Origin of the sequence: Bifidobacterium sp. WCA-178-WT-4B (assembly GCF_009696495.1) — a bacterium.
Lineage (GTDB): Bacteria > Actinomycetota > Actinomycetes > Actinomycetales > Bifidobacteriaceae > Bifidobacterium > Bifidobacterium infantis.
Genome location: NZ_VULV01000002.1, coordinates 56,859 through 76,466, shown reverse-complemented (window position 1 = coordinate 76,466; position 19,608 = coordinate 56,859). Strand labels below are relative to the sequence as shown.

The following is a 19,608-nucleotide window of genomic DNA, read 5'->3' as shown; positions in this document are numbered from 1 at the left end:
GCGACTGCGACCACATAAGTTCTTATATGACGTGTCATCGTGAAACACCAATCATGAATGCATCGCAAAGCACCCAGCATTGACGGCATCTGGGAATGCATATTCGAAACGACCAAGCCGATAAACAGATTGAACCGGGTGCCAGGTCTCGATGCCGAATCCGGCTCCGAGACCTGGCACACGCGATATGACGAGTATGGCCGCCTGAGGAACGAGCCACAGACGGCCCTGGTCACCGGGCCGTTGCACATGCCGTCCGGCCGGATTCGGTTACTATCGGTTATGCGCGTTGTACCACCACACCACGCCGATCACGCCGGCCAATCCGATGAGTTCCAGGCAGAGCCCGTCCCATCCGTCACGACCGACGCCGACGATGGTCAGCACCACGAAACAGACATACAGCGTCACTTTGACCGTCGTGGCGATCACGCTTTTCGTCCTGTCGCTCATTTGATTCCTCCCATGGTCGAGGTTTCGAGGAGTTTCTTCTGCACGACGGCGTAGAAGATCAGCACCGGCACCATGACGATCACCATGCCGGCGTACAGGCGCCCGTAGTTGGTGGCTGCCTTCTGCGTCTGCATGAGGTTGAGCAGGCCCACTTGCACGGTGCGGTTGTTGCCGGTCATGAGGGTCATGGAGATGATGTAGTCGTTCCAGTAGGTCAGGAAGTTGAACAGCATCGACATGGAGATGGCGGGCATGGCCATCGGGAAGAAGATGCGGGTCATGATCCTGGTTTGCGAGGCGCCGTCGATCATGGCGGCCTCTTCGTAGTCCTTCGGGATGGAGGCGAAGAAGTCCTGGAGCAGGAAGATGGTGAATGGCAGCGACGTCGAGGCGTAGACCAGCGCCAGGATGAACACGTTGTTCACGAAGAACCCGTTCGGCATGATGTTGTAGAGCAGCTTGTCGGCGTCCACAAGCATCAGGAAGATCGGCACGACGATGTAGTTCACGTTGATGAACAGGCCGGCCTGAACGGCGAGTTTGAGAATCTTCTTGCCTGGAAAATCGAAGCGCGCGAGCACGTAGGAGCAGGGCAACGCGATTACCAGCACCATGGCCATCGACATGACGGTGACCAGCACCGATGTGCCGAAGTACTGTCCGAGCTTGGCGTCCACGAAAGCATCCGCATAGTTCTGCCAGTGCAGGCCCTTGGGCCAGGTCCAGGGTGATCCGTAGAACTCGCTTTTATCCTTGAACGAAGCCACGAACACCCACAGGGTGGGGATGGCGATGCCCAAGGCGGCGATTACCAGCACCACTTGGCCAACCATGCGGCCCGCCGTCCATGAATGGGCCGAACCTCGATCGGCCGCCGGACGCACGCGCCTGGAGTGGGCCGGTCTTCCGGAAACTGATGAATAAGCCATGATATCTCGCCCTCCTTTAGTATTGCAGCACTTCGCGCTTGGTGGCACGGTTCACGATCAACGACATGATGAAGCTGAACAGGAAGATCACCACGCCGATCGCCATGCCGTAGCCGTAGGACGAGTTCGAATACGCCTGGTCGTACATGTAGCCGAGCAGCACTTGGGACGCGTTATCGGGCCCGCCGTTGGTCAGGGCCGTAACGAGCACGAAGCTGAGGTTCACCGAACTGATGATGAAGAAGGTGAGCGTGGTGCGGATGTTCGCCCAGATCAATGGGATGGTGATCGAGAACAGCTGTCGAGTCTTGCTGGCGCCGTCCAGCTGCGCCGCCTCGTACAGGCTCGGGTCGATGCCCGCCATCGACGACATGTACATCACCATGTAGTATCCGCAGGACTGCCATAGCATGGCGAAGGCGATGGAGAAGATGACGATGTCCTGATTGCCCAGCCACACCTGCTTGAGCCCGTTCAGGTGCAGGAAGCTCAGGGTGCCGTTGATCAGGCCGTTGTTCTGATCGTAGATGGCGGAGAATATGGCCGCGACCACCACGATGGACAGCACCGAGGGCACATAGAGGATGAAGCGAATCAGCGAGCCTCCGATGATGCGGTTCTGCGTGAGCACCGCGGCGAAGATGATGGCCAGCGGCATGGTGACGGAGGTGACCAGCACGAGGATGAGCACGGTGTTCTGGAACGCGTGGATGAAGTTCGGATCGACGAACAGTTTCCGGAAGTTCGAAAGCCCCACGAAGGTCTGTTCGTCCGAGTAGCCGCTCCATTTGTATACGGACATGCGGAACACGTTGACCGTGGGTATGAAGATGAAGATGATGAGCAGGATTGCGGTGGGCAGCGAGCAAAGAATGCCGAAACGGCTGCGCATCCTGCCAAGGTCGGTTGTATGTTTCGTTGAAGACATCGTTCCCCCTGAAAAGCGTTGCCTGTATGGCGCTGAGGCAAAGCGGGGCCGGAGCGGTCCGCCGCCCCGCCCGCCGCCGATGAATGCATCGGTGCGACGGGCCGGACCGTGGGACCATCTGCTCCGGCCGTTGTTCGACGGCGAGGTTACTGCTTGGCCGCCGCGTTCAGTGCGTTGCTGGTCTCGTTGAGCTTGTCCTGCCACTGCTGGAGCGTGGTCTTGCCGGAGGCCACGGAGTCGACCGCGTTGTACAGGTCGTCCTTGATGTTCTTGCCTTCCACGGTGGCGGTTGCGGAGAACGAGCCGGCCACGGCCTTGACGTTGTCCTCGTTGTAGGCGTCGTAGAACACCTTCATGTCGGAGGCCAGGTCATCGGTGTTGCCCTTGATCGGTTGGATGGCACCGGTCTTGGCGAAGATGGACGCGGCTTCGTCGGAGTACAGGTAGGCCATGAACTTCTTCGCCGCCTCCTTGTTCTTGGCCTTGGCGGGAATCCACACGGCTTCGATCGTGGTGTTGATGTAGCGGGTGCCGCCATTCTTGACGGTGGGCACCGGGGCGAAGCCCCACTCGAAGCCGCTGGTGCGCGGCGCATCCTTCATCTCGTTGACGATCCAGGTGCCGTTGGGCATGAACAGGGACTTGCCGTCGAGGATGGACTGCTGGTTCTTGGTGAAGTCCTGGGCGTTGGCGTAGCCCACGGTGTCGGGGTTGAGGTATTCGGTGACCAGCTTATAGGTGGTCTCCAACGCCTCCTTGGCCTCGTCGGTCTTCCACACGTCCTTCTTGTAGGTCATCACGTCCTGGTAGAACTGGTCGCCGCCGATGTCGGCGAGCAGCGCGTTGAAGAAGGCGTCGAAGTAACCTGCGGTCGGGTAGGTGAACAGCGAGATGCCCTTGGCTTTGGCCTCATCGCCCAGCTTGAACATCTCGTCCCATGTGGTGGGCATCTTCCAACCGTTTTGCTCAAGCAGCGTCTTGTTGTACACCAAGCCGGAGGGTGAGTAGTACATGGGCATGAGGTAGGTCTTGTCTCCGCCGTAGGGGTTGGTGTACAGGCCGATCACGCCGTCGACGAGCTTGTCCTTGACGGTCTTGTTTTCCCCGGGGACTTTCATGTCAAGCACATCGGTCACGTCCTCGATGGCCTTGTCCTTGAGCAGCGTCTCGGTCAGTCCGGAGGTCGAGCCCTGTCCCAGCTCCACGATGTCGGGATAGTTGCCGGCCTTCATGCCCGGCGTGATCTCGTCCTCGATCTTCTTGGATGTGGTCAGTTCGATCTTGACGTCGGGATTGAGCTTCTCGTATGCGGCGACCACCTCCTTGTACATGTCGGCACCGTAGCCGCCCTCGAACGCCGCGAATTTGAGTGTGGTCTTGCCGCCATCGGAAGCGGTTACCCCACCGCAGGCCGCCACGGAAAACAGCATGGCACCGGCACCGGCGAGGGCGATGACGCGTTTCACAGTGCTGAAGTGAGTCATGATCACGAACCTCCTTGTTGTCCGTCATATGGAGAGCCGAAGCGACGGACGCCACTTCACTCTCCTGCGCGAATGCGCTTCTGTACTTCTCTGTACGTTTTCTTAATGTACACTATGTTTCTCGGCAAATGAAATCACCGCGGGATTATCGCTGCAAGACAACGAAGAACATCGTCATAAGCCTTGCAATCACTGGGGTTTCGGAAACCGTGACACGACACGGTCAGCGTTTCCAATATGTTAGCTTTGTTGCACAGACGCGCGATCCGCGACGGTGTGCGCGATGGCGGCACTGCCATCGCGCACGTCAAGCCGAACGGGGATTCACGGCATACGCATAAGCGCGGTGTGCGCGGGCGTCATGCCATCGGTCCGCCGAATCGTCGACGAACTTCCGACATGCCTTCCGCGCGCACCGCGCGCAATCGGCCTCAGCGCAACTTGCGGCCCGCGCACCACACCTGTTCGACCGTCCAATCGGCCGGGTCGGCGAGGTTGAAGTCGGCGGCATAGCCGGGGGCGATGAGGCCCAGCGGCGCCCCGGTCACCGGATTCGGCTTGTCGAAGCCGAACGCCTTGGCCGGAGTCAACGTGGCGGCCTCGACCGCGTCCACCGGGCTCAGGCCCAGTTCGCACACCGCGCGACGCACGGCGACTTCCAGTAGCAGGGTGGAGCCGGCGATGGCGCCGTTGGAGACCAGGCGCGCATGCCCGTCGACCACGTTCACATCCAGCGCGCCCAACTTGTAGGCGCCGTCCGGGCAGTCGGTGGCGGCCATCGCATCGGTCACGAAGGCCGTGCGGTGAGGCGCGAACCGGAAGGAGAGCCTGACCATCGGATTCTGCACGTGGAAGCCGTCGTTGATGAGTTCGATGGTGACGCGCGGGTCTTCCACTGCGGCGGGAATGGGCCCGGGCTCACGGTGGTGCAGACCGTTCATCGCGTTGAACATGTGGGTCATGATGCCCGCGCCCGCGTCGAAGCCGGCTTTGGCGGTCTCGTAGTCGGCGTCGCAGTGGCCCACGGCCGGCACCACGCCGGCAGCGGCGAACTGGCGGATGGCGGAGATGCCGTGGGGTAGTTCGGGGGCGATGGTGATCTGACGGATGCAGCCAAGCCCACCGGAGGCGGGGTCGGCACCGGAGGCCTCAAGCATCTTATCGACGATGTCGGGCACCGGGTCCTTGAGGCATTCCGGGTCATGCGCGCCCTTGCGGACCAGAGCCAGGAACGGGCCTTCCAGATGGCAGCCGAGGATGTCGGGGCGGCCGGACTCCATCTTGGCGCGGACGGTGCGGATGTTCCGGCAGATCACATCCACCGGATTGGTGATCAGCGAGAGCACCTGACGTGTGGTACCGTGCACGGCGTGGCCGGCACGTGCCACGTCGATGCCATCCGACCCGTCATCGAAGCTCTTCTCCCATGCGCCGTGCGCGTGGATGTCCACGTAGCCGGGGGTCAGAATACGGCCTTCGGCGTCGATGACCGCGTTGCGATCGGCCGGGTCGAGCCCCACCGTGCGGCAGTAGTGCTCGAAGGTCTCCTCCCCCGTGCCGGCCGCCACGATGACGCCGGCGGCATCGGAGACGACCCAATATCCACGCTGTTCGCCGCGCGCATCCACCTTGCGTGCATTGCGAATGGCCACCGGGGACGGCCTGCCGTTCAACGCCGTGGTCACGCGGGAAACGATCTCTTCCCTATCAGACATGTTCAACTCCTCCACATGGTTTCCCGTCCGCTCGTCTTGCGCTCAAGACGAGCCTGCAGGCGGCCCGATGGACCGCTTGCAGGCTCGAAAGCTCGGCAATGGAGCGAACGGATCGGATCAGATGCCCTGCCAGGCCGGCTTGTGGGTGTAGGCGTAGCGGTAGTAATCCTTGTGGCGCAGACGGGAGGCGGCATCCTCGTCCACGATGATCGTGGCATGCGGGTGCATCTGCAGGGCGGAGGCCGGGCAGAACGCGGACACGCCGCCCTCCACCGTCTCCTCGATGGCTTCCGCCTTGCCGGCGCCGAACGCCAGCAGGACGAGGTGACGGGCCTTCATGATCGTGCCGATGCCCTGCGTGATGCAGTGGGTGGGCACCTGGTTGATGTCGTTGTCGAAGAAGCGGGCGTTGTCGACGCGGGTCTGCTCGGCCAGGGTCTTGACTCGCGTGCCGGAGGCCAGCGAGGAGCCGGGCTCGTTGAAGCCGACATGGCCGTCGGTGCCGATGCCGAGAATCTGCACGTCGATGCCACCCGCGGCTTCGATGGCGCGATCGTAGGCCGGGCCGGCCAGGGCGACCTTGTCGCCGTCTTCGAGCGGAGTGCCGTCAAGCACGTCGCCGGGCACGTGGACCTTGGCCGGGTCCAGGCCGAGCGGCTCGACCACGGTGCGGTGGATGGTCGCATGGTACGACTCGGGGTGGGTCAGCGGCAGGCCGATGTACTCGTCGAGCGCGAAGCCGCGCACGCCGGAAACGTCGATGGACTCGTCCTTGACGATCTTGGCGAGCGCCTTATAGGCGGACAGCGGGCTGGAACCAGTGGCCAGGCCCAGCACAGCGTCCGGCTTTGCTTTGATCAGGTCCGCCACGCAACGGCCGTAGATTTCGCCGGCCTCGGCTTCGTTCTTGACAATGATGATTTCCGGCATCGGTTTCCTCCAGTTCCGTGCGGCCCGCCCGATGCGAGTCGCTGTACTGCCGCCCGTCTTGCGGATAATGGCAACATCCTTGTCACGTCCGGGTGATGTGCGGCGTTCCAACCACCATTCGGCATAGTGCCGATTGGCGATTCGCTATTTGTTAATGATACTAACAATTTTGGACCTTGTGAACACTCACGGTGTTTCCTGACGCTTCGCACAGGTACACTGGAATTTATTGGTGAAGTTTCATAACAATTTCAACGACGAAATTGTGCTTCACCGTCTAAACTGTGTAAGGAACAACAATCACCGTCCATTCGCTCGCCATCAGGCAGGAGGAAACATGCCATATCTCGGTCTCAACACAACGACCGACGACCATGAGGCCAAGGCCTCCCCCGCCGATGTGCGCCGCAAGAACCGCCAACTCATCTTCAGGTTGTTGTTCCCCACCAACCAGTATTCGCGCGCCGAGCTCGGCCGACGCACCGGATTGAGCCGCGCGGCCGTTTCCGATGTGGTCGGTCAGATGCTGGAGGAAGGATTGCTGCGCGAGACCGGTCAGGCACCCAGCGGCGGCAAAGGCAAACGAGGCACACTGCTGAGCATCGATACCGATCGGCTGCGCATCATCAGCATCGACCTGACGCAGGAGCACCTGCTGCACGGTGCAGTCACCAATCTGCTCGGACAGCCGCTACGCCACGCCGAAGTCACCCTGAACACCGGCTCATTCGTTTCCGTGGATGTGATCATCGAACTTATCGAGAAGATGCTGGGCATGTCTGACGGCGATGTCATCGGCATCGGAGTCTCCTCCCCCGGCGTGGTAGACAACGGCGTGGTCCGCTCCTCCACGATGCGCGGCTGGAACAATCTCGACCTGTCCACACCGATCGCCGAGCATTTTGGACTTGAAGTAAACGTCAGCAACGACGCCACCGCAGCCATGCTCACCGAACGTTTCTTCGGCCAAGGCGGGCCGAATATGCTCTTCGTATGCATCGAAAGAGGCATCGGCTCGGCGATTCTGCTCTCGGACACGCCGGTAATCGGCGAACTGCATGCAGCCGGCGAAATCGGCCATATTTCCATCGATCTTGATGGGCCGCTATGCCCTTGCGGCAAGCGCGGCTGCCTGGAGACGATGATTTCCGGAACCGCATTGAAGAAGCAGCTCAGCGCGGCAGACGTGGAGCAGCATCAGAATATCCTCGCTCGGGCGGGCCGCTATCTCGGCCAGGCCCTGTCCATGCCTGTGGGCCTTTTGGATATGGCAGACGTATGCGTCTATGGGCAGCCGAACATCATCAACGAGACGTTCGTTGACGCGGCCCAGAGATATCTGGACGCCGCCACATCTTCGTCCTTCCACAAACACACGGTAATCCGGCGCTGCGAATGCGGACCCGACATCACCGTGCAGGGCGAGGCCATCGCCGCGGTCTTCCAACACTTGACCAAATAAAAGCCGGTCACCCCGGCAACGAAACGCGCAAGACCAAGCGCGGCACAGCACGACATAAAGCGATATAGGACTGCGTGGAAGATGGGGCCTCGGAGACAAATCCGACGCCTCACCTTCCATACCCCGGCACTATGCCAGTGCTACGCCGCCATGGCGGCACCGATGGCTCCGACCGGTTGGCCGACGGGTGCCAGACGCAGCCGGGCCGGCAGGTCCAGCGTTTCGAGGAATCGGCATTGCGATTCGCGCCGGCGCAGCTCAGCCGTGATCACCTCGACCAACGGTTCGCCGGTCTTGGCCATGCCGCCGCCCAAGATAATCAGCCGCGGATCAACGGATTGGGCCAGAATCTGTATAGTGTCGCCGATGGCGCGCACTACCATGTCCAGCACATCGACGGCCTCGGCCTCCCGCTTTTTCGCGCGACGAATCAGGTCGGGCATCGGCGGGTCGGCGTTGGGCCACAGACGCCCCACGGATGCGCCCGAGCAGACGGTTTCCAAGCATCCGTATTGCCCGCAAGGGCACTTGAGGCGATGAGGTTCGACTGGGATATGGCCGATTTCGCCGGCCGCACCGCTATAGCCATGCATCAGCACGCCGTTTTGGACAATGCCCGCAGCCAGTCCGGTGCCGAAGTTCAGGAACGCAATGGTACCGGCCATGCCATCCGCACCGCCCAACACGGTGGCCGCACCGACGGCGGCGGCGTTGACGTCGTTTTCCACATGGGCCTGCACGCCCGAACGCTGCGAGACCAACGGCCCCATGTCCAGCGAGACCACGTCGAGATTCACGATATTGCCCACATGCCCGCTGGCTGAATCCACCGTGCCAGGAGTGCCGATGCCGATGGCGCCCACCTCGTCAAAACGCTCACCCGCCGCCTGATGTGCCACAGCGACGATGTCTTCGATCACGGCATCGTTGCCATGTCTGGCGGGAATGCGGGCGGAACCCAATACCGTGCCCATTGCGTCAACCAGCACAGCTTCGATTTTTGTTCCGCCCACGTCAACACCGATTCTGAGATTGTTCATAATGTTTTCGGCCATCAGCCCTCCCCTGTTCTTCATCGAACGTTTCGCTTAGTATAAGTGTGCATCCGACTATTGACAACTATCTTAACAAATTCACCCAAGGCGACACTCACATACACGACACGCCGAATGACATATTGATTGCGTCAATTAATTAACAGCGTTAATATCTTAATCAAGTTCAGATTCAAAGACGAGCGGAACAATTCGCAGCGGTGCAGACAAGGAGGACTTAAGACCGATGGCAACAAACACCGCCCATGCCACTTCCCAGGCCAGTGTCTCCGAATCCAACCGCTCCCGCATCGTCAAGCACCTGTATCAAAACGGCATCAGCTCCCGCGCGCAAATCGCCAAGGCACTGGAACTCACCCCCGCGGCCATCACCAAAATCACCGCACGCCTTATCGAGGCCGGCATGATTGAAGAGACCGGCGATTTGGAAGGTTCCAAGAACCGCCGTTCCATCGGTCTCAAACTCGACACCACGCGGTTCCGCATCATCGGCATCAAATTCGCCCGCTCGCTGGTGCAGATCGGCGTGTTCGACCTGTGCGGCAACACCCTGAGCTTCGAAAACCTGCCCACGGTGTACGACAACACCATCAACGACACCATCGTCACCATCCACCAGCGCGTCGAACAACTGCTCGACAACGACCCGTCCATCGTGGCCATCGGCATGGCGGTGCCCGGCCCCTACCTGCGTAACGTAGGCCGCACCGCCGTGGTGTCCAGCATGCAGGGCTGGCGCAAAATCAACTTCATCGACGAATTCGCCACCGCTTTCCGCGTGCCTGTGTTCATCGAACAGGACGCCCGCGCCGGCGCCCTCGCACATTATCTCTTCGACCCGTCGGTGCACGCCGACGGCAACCTCGCCTATTATCTGGTCGGCGAAGGCGTGGGCCTCGGCGTCATCGACAACGGTCGCCTCATCAACGGCTTCCTCGGTGCCGCCACCGAAATCGGACACATCTCCATCGACGTCAACGGCCGCCCCTGCGATTGCGGCAACGTCGGCTGCCTTGAACGCTACTGCTCCACCCCCGCCATTCACGACATGCTCATCGCCGATGGCACCGTGGTTCCCGGCGCGGCCGATATGACCAACACCGCAGCCGCCCGCGCCCTGTTCGCCAAAGCTGGCGACGGCGACGAAGCGGCAATCGCCATTGTCCGCGAAGTCGCCCGATACGTCGGCTACGGATGCGTCACCATCTTCAACGGATACAATCCCGAGCACATCATCATCGGCGACATCGTGGCCGAAGCCGGCCCGATACTGCTCGATGAGGTGCGCGCCACGGTGGCCGAACGGGCCATCCCCGAAATCAATGCCTCCACTTCCATCAGCCTATCCACCCTGTCCGCCGACGCGGCGGTCTCCGGTGCCGCAGCAGTGGCGGTGACCCAATTCCTCGAACACCCCTCGGTATTCTTCGATGTCTCCTAAAACAAACGCCGACATCACAAGATTTTCCATACGAAACACCCGATAAAGGAAACAAAGGAAAGGAACCAACCATGACTACCCCGATCGTTCTGAGCCTCGGTGAACTGCTGTGGGATATGCTGCCGGGCGGCAAACGAGCCGGTGGCGCCCCCGTCAACTTCGCCTACCACGCGATGAAGAACGGCACCGAAGGCTGGGCCATCAGCGCGGTCGGCGAGGATGAACTCGGCGACGAACTGATTGCCAAGGCCAACGAGGCCGGCATCAACACCGTCATCCAGCGCAACGCCTGGCCGACCTCCACCGTCGAAGTCGCGCTGAAGAACGGCATCCCGGAGTACACCATCGTCAAGGGCGTGGCTTGGGATCACATCCTGTACACCCGCCAGCTCATCGACGTGGTCTCCAAGGCCGACGCCGTCTGCTTCGGCACCCTGGCCCTGCGCTCCCCCGAATCGCACGCCACCATCACGGAGCTGCTCAAGCACACCAAGCCGGGCGCGATGAAGTTCTTCGACATCAACCTGCGTGGCGACCACTACTCCAAGGACCTCATCGAGGAACTCCTCAAGGCGGCCACCGTCTTCAAGATCAACGACGAGGAGCTCCTGCTGCTGCGCGACATGTTCGACATCCGCGGCACCTCCGGCGAAGATGCCTCCCGCTGGTTCATCGAGGAATTCGGCCTCGACTACGTGATCCTGACCGCCGGCTCCGCCTACTCCACCATCATCTCCCGCAAGGGCGAGGTCTCCACGCTGGACACCCCGCACGTCGAGGTGAACGACACCGTGGGTGCGGGTGACTCCTTCTCCGGCACCTTCACCGCCCGCATCCTGCTGGGCGACACGCTGGCAGAAGCCCACCGCAAGGCCGTCAACACCGCCGCCTACGTCTGCACCCAGGCCGGCGCCTGGCCCGATTACCCGGCCGAGATGCCCGACTATCTGGCTGGAATCGGCAAGTAATCCACCCATCCCCTTATCCGCCATTCGTGCGACTTCACGAATCGACTGATCGCAACCGGTGAGATTCTCCGAACAGGAAATCTCACCGGTTTTTCATATGGTGCGCTCACACTCATGCTCTTCACGTACTTTCGCGTGTCATGAACTAAAGCGGTTTAGAATAATGCTGTTCCCTTGATATGCATATCCCCCAAAACAAAGAAGTTAAATTTATGGCGACCACCGCGATACCGAAGTCGGTCTCGGATTTCATGCAGCACATCACGGACCTGTGCGGCACCGAACACGCCGCCTGGGCCGAGAACTTCAACGCCTGCTTTGCCAACACCCTGACCACCACGGTCAAACGGCATGACGACGGCACCACATTCCTGCTCACCGGCGATATCCCGGCCATGTGGCTGCGTGATTCGACCGCGCAATTGCGCCCGTATCTGGCCCTTGCCGTCGAAGACAGCGATATCGCGAGCCTAATCGCCGGTCTGATACGGCAACAGTTCCGCTACATCACCATCGACCCGTATGCGAATGCCTTCAACGAGGAGCCGAATGGTGCTTCCTGGGACAAAGACGATCAGTCCGACTTCTCCAGCCCTTGGCTGTGGGAGCGCAAGTACGAGGTGGATTCGCTGTGCTACCCCGTCCAGTTGGCTTGGATGCTGTATGCGAACACCGGCAACACCGGTCATTTCGATGCCGAATTCATCGCCGGCGTCAAGAAGATTCTTGACGTCTTCGAGACCGAGCAGCATCATGAACGCTCCCCGTATTTCTTCATCCGTGACACGGACATCCCCACCGAATCGCTGAGCAATAACGGCAAGGGTACGCCGGCGGCGTACACCGGCATGACCTGGTCCGGATTCCGCCCCAGCGATGACGCCTGCACCTACCACTATCTGGTGCCCTCAAACATGTTCGCCGCTGTGGTGATGGGCTATCTGGAACGCATCTTCGGCGGTGAGATTCTGGATGACGCCGATATCGCCGCACGCGCTGGCGAGCTGCGCCGCACCATCACCGAAGGCATCGAAAACCACGCCAAGACGACGAACCGCAATGGAGAGACGATTTACGCGTTCGAGACCGACGGCCTGGGTCACGTCAATGTCATGGACGACAGCAATGTGCCCTCCTTGATGGCGGCCCCTTACTTGGGGTACTGTGCACCGGACGATCCGACATATCTGGCAACCCGACGTACGCTGCTCAGCGACGAAAACCCGTACTACTACGAGGGCAAGTATCTCAAGGGCATCGGCTCACCGCACACCCCGCCGCGCTATGTGTGGCCCATCGCCCTGTCTATCGAGGCAATGACCAGTGACAACAAGGACTTCAAGGCGCATATCCTCGACCGTCTTGTAACCACCGACGCCGGTACACATCTCATGCACGAAGGCATCGACGTGGACGATCCGACCAAGTACACGCGCGAATGGTTCAGCTGGTCGAATATGATGTTTTGCGAACTGGTCATGGACTATTTCGACATTCACGTGAAACACTAAGACGTGTCCGCTGAATGTTCATTGCGCACCCACCGCATGTTCTCGTTACGGAAAGGAACAATCATTATGACCAATAACCCACGGTATACGCTCGGCACCGAAGCCAACCGTATTTTCATGGCTTCCGAAACCTACGAGCTGCTGAAGTTCGGCAAAGGCTTCCCAGCGCCGAACGGCGGTTCCGGCTGGCTGAACGCCGACGGCACCCTTGACCCATCCCACGGCGTCGAAACGTGGATCACCAGCCGTATGGCCCATGTGTATTCGATTGGCGACATGCTCGGATATCCGGGCGCCGGGGAGCTGGTCGACAAGGCGCTACGAGGCCTGACCGGCATCCTGCATGACGACGAACATGGCGGTTGGTATGCGCAGGTGTTCGAGGACGGCACCCACGTGCCGGGCAAGATCTGCTACGCGCACGCCTTCGTGATACTCGCCGCATCCTCCGCCCTGCTGGCCGGACGGCCCGGGGCCAAGGAACTGCTCGACGAGGCGCTCGACACATATGACGAGCATTTCTGGGACGACAAGATCGGTCTGGCCGTCGATACCTGGAACACCGAATTCACCGAGCTCGACCCGTACCGTGGTCTCAACGCCAACATGCACACCACCGAGGCATTCCTGGCCGTGGCCGACGCCACCGGGAACAACACCTATCGCGTCCGCGCCGGCCGCATCATCGACCACGTCATCGAATGGGCGGCACACAACCGGTGGCGCATCCCCGAGCATTTCAAATCCGACTGGTCGTTGGACCTCGAATGCAACGCCGACAAGAAGGACGACCAGTTCAAACCGTATGGCGCCACGCCGGGCCATGGCATCGAATGGGCGCGCCTCATCGTGCAGTGGGCGCTGAGCTCCTTCGCCAACCGAGACGGCGCGCGGCCCTACATCGACGCCGCCGAGCACCTGTTTGCGCGGGCGGTGGACGATGCGTGGAACGCGGACGGCGCGGAGGGGCTCGTCTATACGACCGACTGGAACGGCACACCGGTGGTCACTGACCGCATGCATTGGACGGCCGCCGAATCGTTGAACACCGCCGCCACGCTGCACGCTGCCACCGGCGAGGCACGATACGCCAACTGGTACGCCACGTTTGCCCGCTACGTCGACGAGCACGTCATCGACCACGAAGGCGGATCATGGTTCCACCAGCTTGACGGCGACAATCGCGTGATCGGCACGGTCTGGCCGGGCAAGTCCGACCTGTACCATGCGTTCCAGTCCACGCTGATCGCATTCCTCGACCCGGCCGTCTCCATCGCCACCGCGGTCAGAAACGCGGCGTGACCATCGCCGTGGCGTCCTCACGCCGGCAATCGCTGACGCGGGGCGCATCACGGCACATCGTCCCGTGATGCGCCCCGCCCGCGTCATGACGGATCCACTGGTTCGGACGTACTGTCTCTGACCACCAGTTTCGGGGTGAGAATCCGCCTATTGCCACCCACCTGCTCGCCGGCAAGCACCTTGAGCAACAGCCTCGCCACTTTGACGCCGTATTCGCCGGCATCGCGGTGCACCGAAGTGATCGACGGATACGCCGTCTCGCAGATGAAGCTGTCCTCGAAACTGACGATGGCGGGCAATCCGCTGGGATATGCCGCGAACCGCCCCTCCCCCGACGCCGATCGCCCAATGGTGGCGGCACAGGTGGCATAGGCTTTGGCCATGGCATGCAGACTCGCCGCCGCAAGAATCTCCGTCTCATAGATGAACGCGGTGGGCGGCTGCGGCGAGCGCAACATCCCCATCGTCAGCGTCACGGCCCGTTCGGCGGCGAAATTCGTGAACTCGATGGCGATGGACTCCAGTCTGCGTCTCTTGGCGAACGAGCGGAACGCCGCCACACGCCCCTGGGAATAATCCAGATTGGCGTCGCCGGAAAGGTAGGCGATCCGGCGATGCCCCAACGACGACAGATGTTCGAGCACGGTGCCCATGGTGCGCGAATCATCGATGGACAGGGAGGGAACGTAATCATTCGGATCGGGTCCGCCCGCCAACACCGCGCGGACCCCCAACTCCCTCAACAGCGCGGGCCGCGGATCATCGGCCCGCAGGTCGACCAGAATCACGCCATCCACGCGCTTGCTCGACGCCCAGCCCCGATAGACGCTCATCTCCTCGTTCAACGATCGGCATGGTCGGTACAATAGACCGTATCCCTTGGGACTGAGCGAGGTATGCACGCCGGCCATGAAATGCAGCATGAAGGTTTCATCGGTGAGTCCCTGCACGGATCGCGCGGGCGCGAAGCCTATGGTCATGGTTCTCGATGAACCCAACGCCTGCGCGGCGTAGACCGGCGTCCATCCGAGTTCCGCCGCGACCTGTTTGACCCGCCGCCTGGTCTGCTCGGAGACGCCGGGCCGGTCGTTGATGGCAAAGGACACCGCGGTCTGCGAAATGCCCAGCTCGTCCGCGATGTCCTTCAAGCTCACACGCTGCGCACCTGTAGACACCGGCGATGACGCCCCGCGAGCAGGTCCCATGAATACTCCTCCTTGCAGCCACGATGCGAATACCACGCTACAACACATTATGCTTCCCGCCGCGCACCACACCCCGATTGTCGCGCCGGATGTCCGAAGCGGACAACCATGAGTGTGGGTTCGCGGGCGAAGCAAGCCTCGACGTCCTCGCCGTATGGACGAAGCACACCATGCCGCCGTGCGGGGTGACTCGTTACTTTCCGCTGGCGAGCAGTTCGTGAAGATGCGCGCGGTGCAGCCTCTGCTCGCGCGGATCGGGCACCGGCAGGGAGGCCAACAGCTTCTGCGTGTAGGCGTTGCGCGGATGCCGCATGATCTGATCGGCGTCGCCATGCTCCACGATCCGCCCCTTATGCATCACCATGACGCGGTCGGCGAGCATATCCACCACCGCCAGATCGTGGGTGATGAACAGGCAGGCGAAGCCGATCTCCGCCTGCAGCCGCTTGAACAGCTCCAGCACCTTGGCCTGAACCGACACGTCCAAAGCCGATGTCGGCTCGTCCGCGATCAGCAGGGAGGGCTTCAGGGCCAGGCCCCGCGCCAGCGAGGCGCGCTGACGCTGCCCGCCGGAAAGCTCGTGGGGGAAACGGTTCATGTAGGCGCGCGGCAACTGCACCATCTCCAACAGATCTCCCACATAGTCCCTAGCCTCGGCCACCGAACCATACTTCCTGTGCACGATCAGCGGTTCGGCCACGTTTTCCGCAATGGTCATCAACGGGTTGAACGAGGAGCCGGGATCCTGGAACACGAAGCCGATGTCGGCGCGCTTGGGTTTGAAGTCCCGCTCCCTGACACCGTTCATCTCCACGCCAAGCACGTTCAATGACCCGCCGGACACTTTCTGCAGGCCGGCGATGGCGCGACCGGTGGTGGATTTGCCGGAACCGGATTCACCCACCAGGCCGAGCACTTCGGAACGGTGAATCGTGAAGTCCACGCCGTCCACGGCCTTGAAATCGGGTTGCATCAGATGCCCGGGATACGTGATCGTCAATCCCTTGGCCTCGACGGCCACCGGCTGCTCGCGCCAATCGGATTTGCGTTCGATCACGCGACCGTCCGGATCGCGCACGACCAGCTTCTGGCCGACACGCGGCACCGCGCCCAGGAGGCGCTTGGTGTAGTCGTTCTTCGGGTCGTAGAACACCTGCTCCACGGTGCCTTGTTCGACCACGTGTCCACGGTACATCACCACCACCTGGTCGGCGATGTCGGCGATCACGCCCATGTTGTGGGTGATGATGAGCACGGACGCATCGAATTCGTCTCGCGCCAGACGAAGTAGGTCGAGAATCTCGGCCTGGACCGTCACGTCCAGAGCGGTGGTGGGCTCGTCGGCCAGGATGAGGCCGGGGTTGAGCACCAACGCCATGGCGATGACGATGCGCTGCTTCTGACCGCCGGAGAACTGATGGGGGTAATAATCCACGCGGGTCTCGGCGTCGGGGATGCCGACCTTGTTCAGGATGTCGACGGCTTTGGCGCGCAGCTTCTTCCTGTCCTTCAGCCCGTGGGCGCGCAGGCCCTCCTCGATCTGCCATCCGATCGTGTACACCGGGTTGAGCACCGAGTTCGGCTCCTGAAAGACCATCGCGGCTTCGGATCCACGCATGTCGCGCAGCTGTTCGCCGGAAAGCGAGAGCACGTCCAGGCCATCGGAGCCGTCACGCCGGGAAAGGTACACCGCTCCCGACGTGGTGGCGGTTTCCGGCAACAGTTTGATGATGGAGCGGGCGGTCACGGATTTGCCGGAGCCGGATTCGCCGACCACGCCGACCACGGTTTTACGTGGGATCGTGAAATTCACGTTCTCTACGGCTTTGATGGAGCCCGCATCGGTCATGAAGGAGACGGACAGATCCTTGATGTCGGCCAGATTATGTTGACGCTGTTCACTCATAATGCTCATTCCTTGCCCTTGGTCGCCGGCGCGACGGTGCCTTCGCCGGTCCACTCGGATGCGGTGAAGTCCGGGTCGTGATCGATGACGGTGGACGGCGGATTGACGTTGGAATCCAATTCGGCGATCACTTCATTGCGCACGGAGGGTTTCTCGGTGGGATCCACGGAGGTGTCTTCGATGGATCCCACCACTTCGCCGGCGGACTTGCGCGCGCGCAGGCGCGGGTCGGCAAGGTCGTTGAGGGATTCGCCCACCAGCGTGATGCCAAGCACGATCAGCACGATGGCCATGCCCGGGAACACCGCGGTCCACCAGATGCCGGCGGTCACGTCGGAGACGGAGCGGTTCAGGTCATACCCCCATTCGGCCGCGGCCGTCGGCTCGATGCCGAAGCCCAGGAAGCCCAGACCGGCGAGGGTCAGGATGGCTTCGGACGAGTTCAGCGTCAGAATCACCGGCAACGTGCGGGTGGAGTTCTTGAGCAGGTGCTTGGTCATGATCCGCCAGGTGGAGGCGCCGACCACACGGGCCGATTCCACATAGGCGGATTCCTTGATGCGGATCACCTCGGCGCGAATCGTACGGAAGTACTGCGGAACGTAGACCACGGTGATCGAAATGCCCGAAGCCAGGATGCCGCTCCACAGGCCGGACTGCCCGTGGGAGATCATGATGGCCATCAAAATGGCGAGCAACAGCGAGGGGAAGGAGTAGACGGCGTCGGCGATCATCACCAACACACGGTCCACCCAGCCACCGAAATAGCCCGAGACCAGGCCCAGCATCACGCCGGCGAAGATGGAAAGCAGCACGGCCACGACGATGGCGATCACGGCGGTGCGCGCGCCCCACACCACACGGGAGAACACGTCGAAGCCACCGGCGGTGGTGCCCCAGATGTGTTCGGCGCTGGGGGCGGCCTGCGCCGGGAAGGAGACGCCGTTGGCGTCCTTGATCTGCGCATGGCCGTAGGGGGCGATCAGCGGCGCGAAGACGGCCACCAGCAGGAAGAAGGCGGTCAGCGACAGGCCGGTGACCAGCATGGCTTTCTGCCATCCGACCGCGACGCGCAGCTCCTTGATGATCGGGATCTTGGACCACAACGGCGCGCCGGCGTTGACGTTGAGCTTGTTCAGGCGTTCGTCGCCCGGCACGGTGACTTTGTTTGCGGATGCGTTGGACACGTCAGTACCTCACTCTCGGGTCGATGAGCGCGGCGATCACGTCGACGACGAAGTTGACGACGGCCACGATGACGGCGATCAGGATCACGATGCCCTGCACGGCCACGAAGTCACGGGCTTTCAGATATTGGGACAGCATGAAGCCCAGCCCTTTCCACTCGAAGGTCGTTTCGGTAAGCACCGCGCCGGCGAGCATCAGGGCGATCTGCATGCCCATGACGGTGATGATCGGAATCAGCGCCGGCTTCCAAGCATGCGTGTTCAACAGGCGCTTCTCGCTCACGCCACGAGAACGGGCGGCCTCGACATAGCCTGCGTTGAACGTGGAGATCACGTTGGTTCGCACCAGACGGATGAACACGCCTGCGGTCAGCAGGCCCAACGCCAACGCGGGAAGCACGGCGTGGCGCAGCACGTCGGCGAGCACGGTCATGTTGCCCAGCTGCAGGGCGTCGATGATGTAGAAGCCGGTGGGCGAGATCAGTCTCGAGAACTGCATCTCGGACGCCAATGACGATCGGCCGGAAGCGGGAAGCACGTTCAGCCAGATGGCGAAGATCAGTTTCAGGACCAGGCCAAGGAAGAAGACCGGCGTGGCGTAGCACAGGATTGCGAAGGTGCGGATACCGGCATCAGCCGCGCGGTCGCGCCGGCGTGCGGCAAGACGCCCCAGACCGATGCCGACGATCAGCGCGACGATCAGCGCGAGGAAGGCCAGTTCAAAGGTCGCGGCGCCATAGTGGGCGAGGATGGCGCTCACCGGCTGGTTGTCGGTCAGCGTGGTGCCGAGGTCGCCATGCAGCAGGTCACCCAGATAATCGGCGTATTGCACGATCAGAGGCCGGTCGTAACCGGCGGCGTGGATGCGTCGCTGCAGCTCCTCGGGGGTCAGCCGTCCGCCCATCGCGGCGGAGATCGGGTCACCGGTGGCGCGCATCACGAAGAAAACGATGGTGACGAGAATGAAGACGGTGGGAATGATCAAAAGGAACCGAGTGAGGACGAAACGGAAGAATCCACCCGACAGTCGGTTCTTTTTGGCTTGTTTCGGCTTCGCCGCATCAGGTACGGCGGCCGGAGCTGCTGTGTTGGACACGCGGCGCTCCTTACGGTAAAGGCCAATGGAAACGAT

General features: G+C 61.6%; 16 protein-coding genes. 5 read left to right on the top strand and 11 right to left on the bottom strand.

Going from position 1 to position 19,608, the window contains the following annotated elements; all coding sequences use genetic code 11:
• Window positions 1-273: 273 nt before the first annotated feature.
• The 6 genes from FYJ31_RS02115 to nagB all read right to left on the bottom strand — a co-directional run bounded on the left by FYJ31_RS02115 (window position 274) and on the right by nagB (window position 6,439).
• Window positions 274-453, bottom strand: coding sequence for a DUF6903 family protein (locus FYJ31_RS02115; RefSeq protein ID WP_012577257.1), 180 nt, complete (start codon window positions 451-453; stop codon window positions 274-276).
• Window positions 450-1,382, bottom strand: a complete 933-nt coding sequence (locus tag FYJ31_RS02110) for a carbohydrate ABC transporter permease (RefSeq protein WP_012577256.1) — start codon at window positions 1,380-1,382, stop codon at window positions 450-452. Before FYJ31_RS02110 ends, FYJ31_RS02115 begins: the two co-directional genes overlap by 4 nt.
• A gap of 16 nt (window positions 1,383-1,398) precedes the next feature.
• Window positions 1,399-2,310 carry a carbohydrate ABC transporter permease gene (locus tag FYJ31_RS02105; RefSeq protein WP_012577255.1) on the bottom strand — a complete coding sequence of 304 codons (912 nt, stop codon included), beginning with the start codon at window positions 2,308-2,310 and terminating at the stop codon, window positions 1,399-1,401.
• A gap of 146 nt (window positions 2,311-2,456) precedes the next feature.
• Complete coding sequence (locus FYJ31_RS02100; RefSeq protein ID WP_012577254.1) at window positions 2,457-3,794, bottom strand: carbohydrate ABC transporter substrate-binding protein; 1,338 nt, start codon at window positions 3,792-3,794, stop codon at window positions 2,457-2,459.
• Between the two features lie 431 nt (window positions 3,795-4,225).
• Window positions 4,226-5,509 (bottom strand): N-acetylglucosamine-6-phosphate deacetylase, encoded by a 1,284-nt coding sequence (locus tag FYJ31_RS02095; protein ID WP_154535848.1) that lies wholly within the window; start codon window positions 5,507-5,509, stop codon window positions 4,226-4,228.
• A gap of 117 nt (window positions 5,510-5,626) precedes the next feature.
• Entirely contained in the window at window positions 5,627-6,439 is an 813-nt protein-coding gene (gene nagB / locus FYJ31_RS02090; RefSeq protein WP_154535847.1) for a glucosamine-6-phosphate deaminase, read from the bottom strand.
• 337 nt (window positions 6,440-6,776) lie between these two features.
• On the opposite strand from nagB, the gene FYJ31_RS02085 reads away from it, so the two are divergent.
• Window positions 6,777-7,901: an ROK family protein gene (locus FYJ31_RS02085; protein ID WP_032745260.1), complete on the top strand. Its 1,125-nt coding sequence runs from the start codon at window positions 6,777-6,779 to the stop codon at window positions 7,899-7,901.
• 140 nt (window positions 7,902-8,041) lie between these two features.
• On the opposite strand, the gene FYJ31_RS02080 is transcribed toward FYJ31_RS02085, so the two are convergent.
• Window positions 8,042-8,956, bottom strand: coding sequence for an ROK family protein (locus tag FYJ31_RS02080; protein ID WP_032745261.1), 915 nt, complete (start codon window positions 8,954-8,956; stop codon window positions 8,042-8,044).
• A 226-nt stretch (window positions 8,957-9,182) separates the two neighbouring features.
• On the opposite strand from FYJ31_RS02080, the gene FYJ31_RS02075 reads away from it, so the two are divergent.
• The 4 genes from FYJ31_RS02075 (at window position 9,183) to FYJ31_RS02060 (ending at window position 14,178) form a co-directional block, all read left to right on the top strand.
• Entirely contained in the window at window positions 9,183-10,397 is a 1,215-nt protein-coding gene (locus FYJ31_RS02075; RefSeq protein WP_154535846.1) for an ROK family transcriptional regulator, read from the top strand.
• A gap of 71 nt (window positions 10,398-10,468) precedes the next feature.
• Window positions 10,469-11,365, top strand: coding sequence for a carbohydrate kinase family protein (locus FYJ31_RS02070; protein ID WP_154535845.1), 897 nt, complete (start codon window positions 10,469-10,471; stop codon window positions 11,363-11,365).
• A 212-nt stretch (window positions 11,366-11,577) separates the two neighbouring features.
• Window positions 11,578-12,876 carry a glycoside hydrolase family 125 protein gene (locus tag FYJ31_RS02065; RefSeq protein WP_032745264.1) on the top strand — a complete coding sequence of 433 codons (1,299 nt, stop codon included), beginning with the start codon at window positions 11,578-11,580 and terminating at the stop codon, window positions 12,874-12,876.
• 66 nt (window positions 12,877-12,942) lie between these two features.
• Complete coding sequence (locus FYJ31_RS02060; protein ID WP_195839410.1) at window positions 12,943-14,178, top strand: AGE family epimerase/isomerase; 1,236 nt, start codon at window positions 12,943-12,945, stop codon at window positions 14,176-14,178.
• 83 nt (window positions 14,179-14,261) lie between these two features.
• Here the strand turns inward: FYJ31_RS02060 and FYJ31_RS02055 are convergent, their stop codons facing one another.
• From FYJ31_RS02055 to FYJ31_RS02040, 4 genes are all read right to left on the bottom strand, one after another.
• Complete coding sequence (locus FYJ31_RS02055) at window positions 14,262-15,383, bottom strand: LacI family DNA-binding transcriptional regulator (RefSeq protein ID WP_154535843.1); 1,122 nt, start codon at window positions 15,381-15,383, stop codon at window positions 14,262-14,264.
• Between the two features lie 193 nt (window positions 15,384-15,576).
• A complete protein-coding gene (locus tag FYJ31_RS02050) occupies window positions 15,577-17,289 on the bottom strand; it encodes a dipeptide ABC transporter ATP-binding protein (protein ID WP_014484724.1) in 1,713 nt (570 codons plus the stop codon).
• Window positions 17,290-17,294: 5 nt separating this feature from the next.
• Window positions 17,295-18,476 (bottom strand): ABC transporter permease, encoded by a 1,182-nt coding sequence (locus FYJ31_RS02045; RefSeq protein WP_012577243.1) that lies wholly within the window; start codon window positions 18,474-18,476, stop codon window positions 17,295-17,297.
• 1 nt (window position 18,477) lies between these two features.
• Window positions 18,478-19,572: an ABC transporter permease gene (locus FYJ31_RS02040; protein WP_243822170.1), complete on the bottom strand. Its 1,095-nt coding sequence runs from the start codon at window positions 19,570-19,572 to the stop codon at window positions 18,478-18,480.
• Window positions 19,573-19,608 lie beyond the last annotated feature (36 nt).

Coding starts and splice junctions, on each gene's coding strand:
- FYJ31_RS02085 (WP_032745260.1), top strand. CDS start 6,777: ATGCCATATCTCGGTCTCAACACAACGACCGACGACCATGAGGCCAAG.
- FYJ31_RS02070 (WP_154535845.1), top strand. CDS start 10,469: ATGACTACCCCGATCGTTCTGAGCCTCGGTGAACTGCTGTGGGATATG.
- FYJ31_RS02080 (WP_032745261.1), bottom strand. CDS start 8,956: ATGGCCGAAAACATTATGAACAATCTCAGAATCGGTGTTGACGTGGGC.
- FYJ31_RS02065 (WP_032745264.1), top strand. CDS start 11,578: ATGGCGACCACCGCGATACCGAAGTCGGTCTCGGATTTCATGCAGCAC.
- FYJ31_RS02105 (WP_012577255.1), bottom strand. CDS start 2,310: ATGTCTTCAACGAAACATACAACCGACCTTGGCAGGATGCGCAGCCGT.
- FYJ31_RS02115 (WP_012577257.1), bottom strand. CDS start 453: ATGAGCGACAGGACGAAAAGCGTGATCGCCACGACGGTCAAAGTGACG.
- FYJ31_RS02110 (WP_012577256.1), bottom strand. CDS start 1,382: ATGGCTTATTCATCAGTTTCCGGAAGACCGGCCCACTCCAGGCGCGTG.
- FYJ31_RS02100 (WP_012577254.1), bottom strand. CDS start 3,794: ATGACTCACTTCAGCACTGTGAAACGCGTCATCGCCCTCGCCGGTGCC.
- FYJ31_RS02050 (WP_014484724.1), bottom strand. CDS start 17,289: ATGAGTGAACAGCGTCAACATAATCTGGCCGACATCAAGGATCTGTCC.
- FYJ31_RS02060 (WP_195839410.1), top strand. CDS start 12,943: ATGACCAATAACCCACGGTATACGCTCGGCACCGAAGCCAACCGTATT.
- FYJ31_RS02075 (WP_154535846.1), top strand. CDS start 9,183: ATGGCAACAAACACCGCCCATGCCACTTCCCAGGCCAGTGTCTCCGAA.
- FYJ31_RS02095 (WP_154535848.1), bottom strand. CDS start 5,509: ATGTCTGATAGGGAAGAGATCGTTTCCCGCGTGACCACGGCGTTGAAC.
- FYJ31_RS02055 (WP_154535843.1), bottom strand. CDS start 15,383: ATGGGACCTGCTCGCGGGGCGTCATCGCCGGTGTCTACAGGTGCGCAG.
- nagB (WP_154535847.1), bottom strand. CDS start 6,439: ATGCCGGAAATCATCATTGTCAAGAACGAAGCCGAGGCCGGCGAAATC.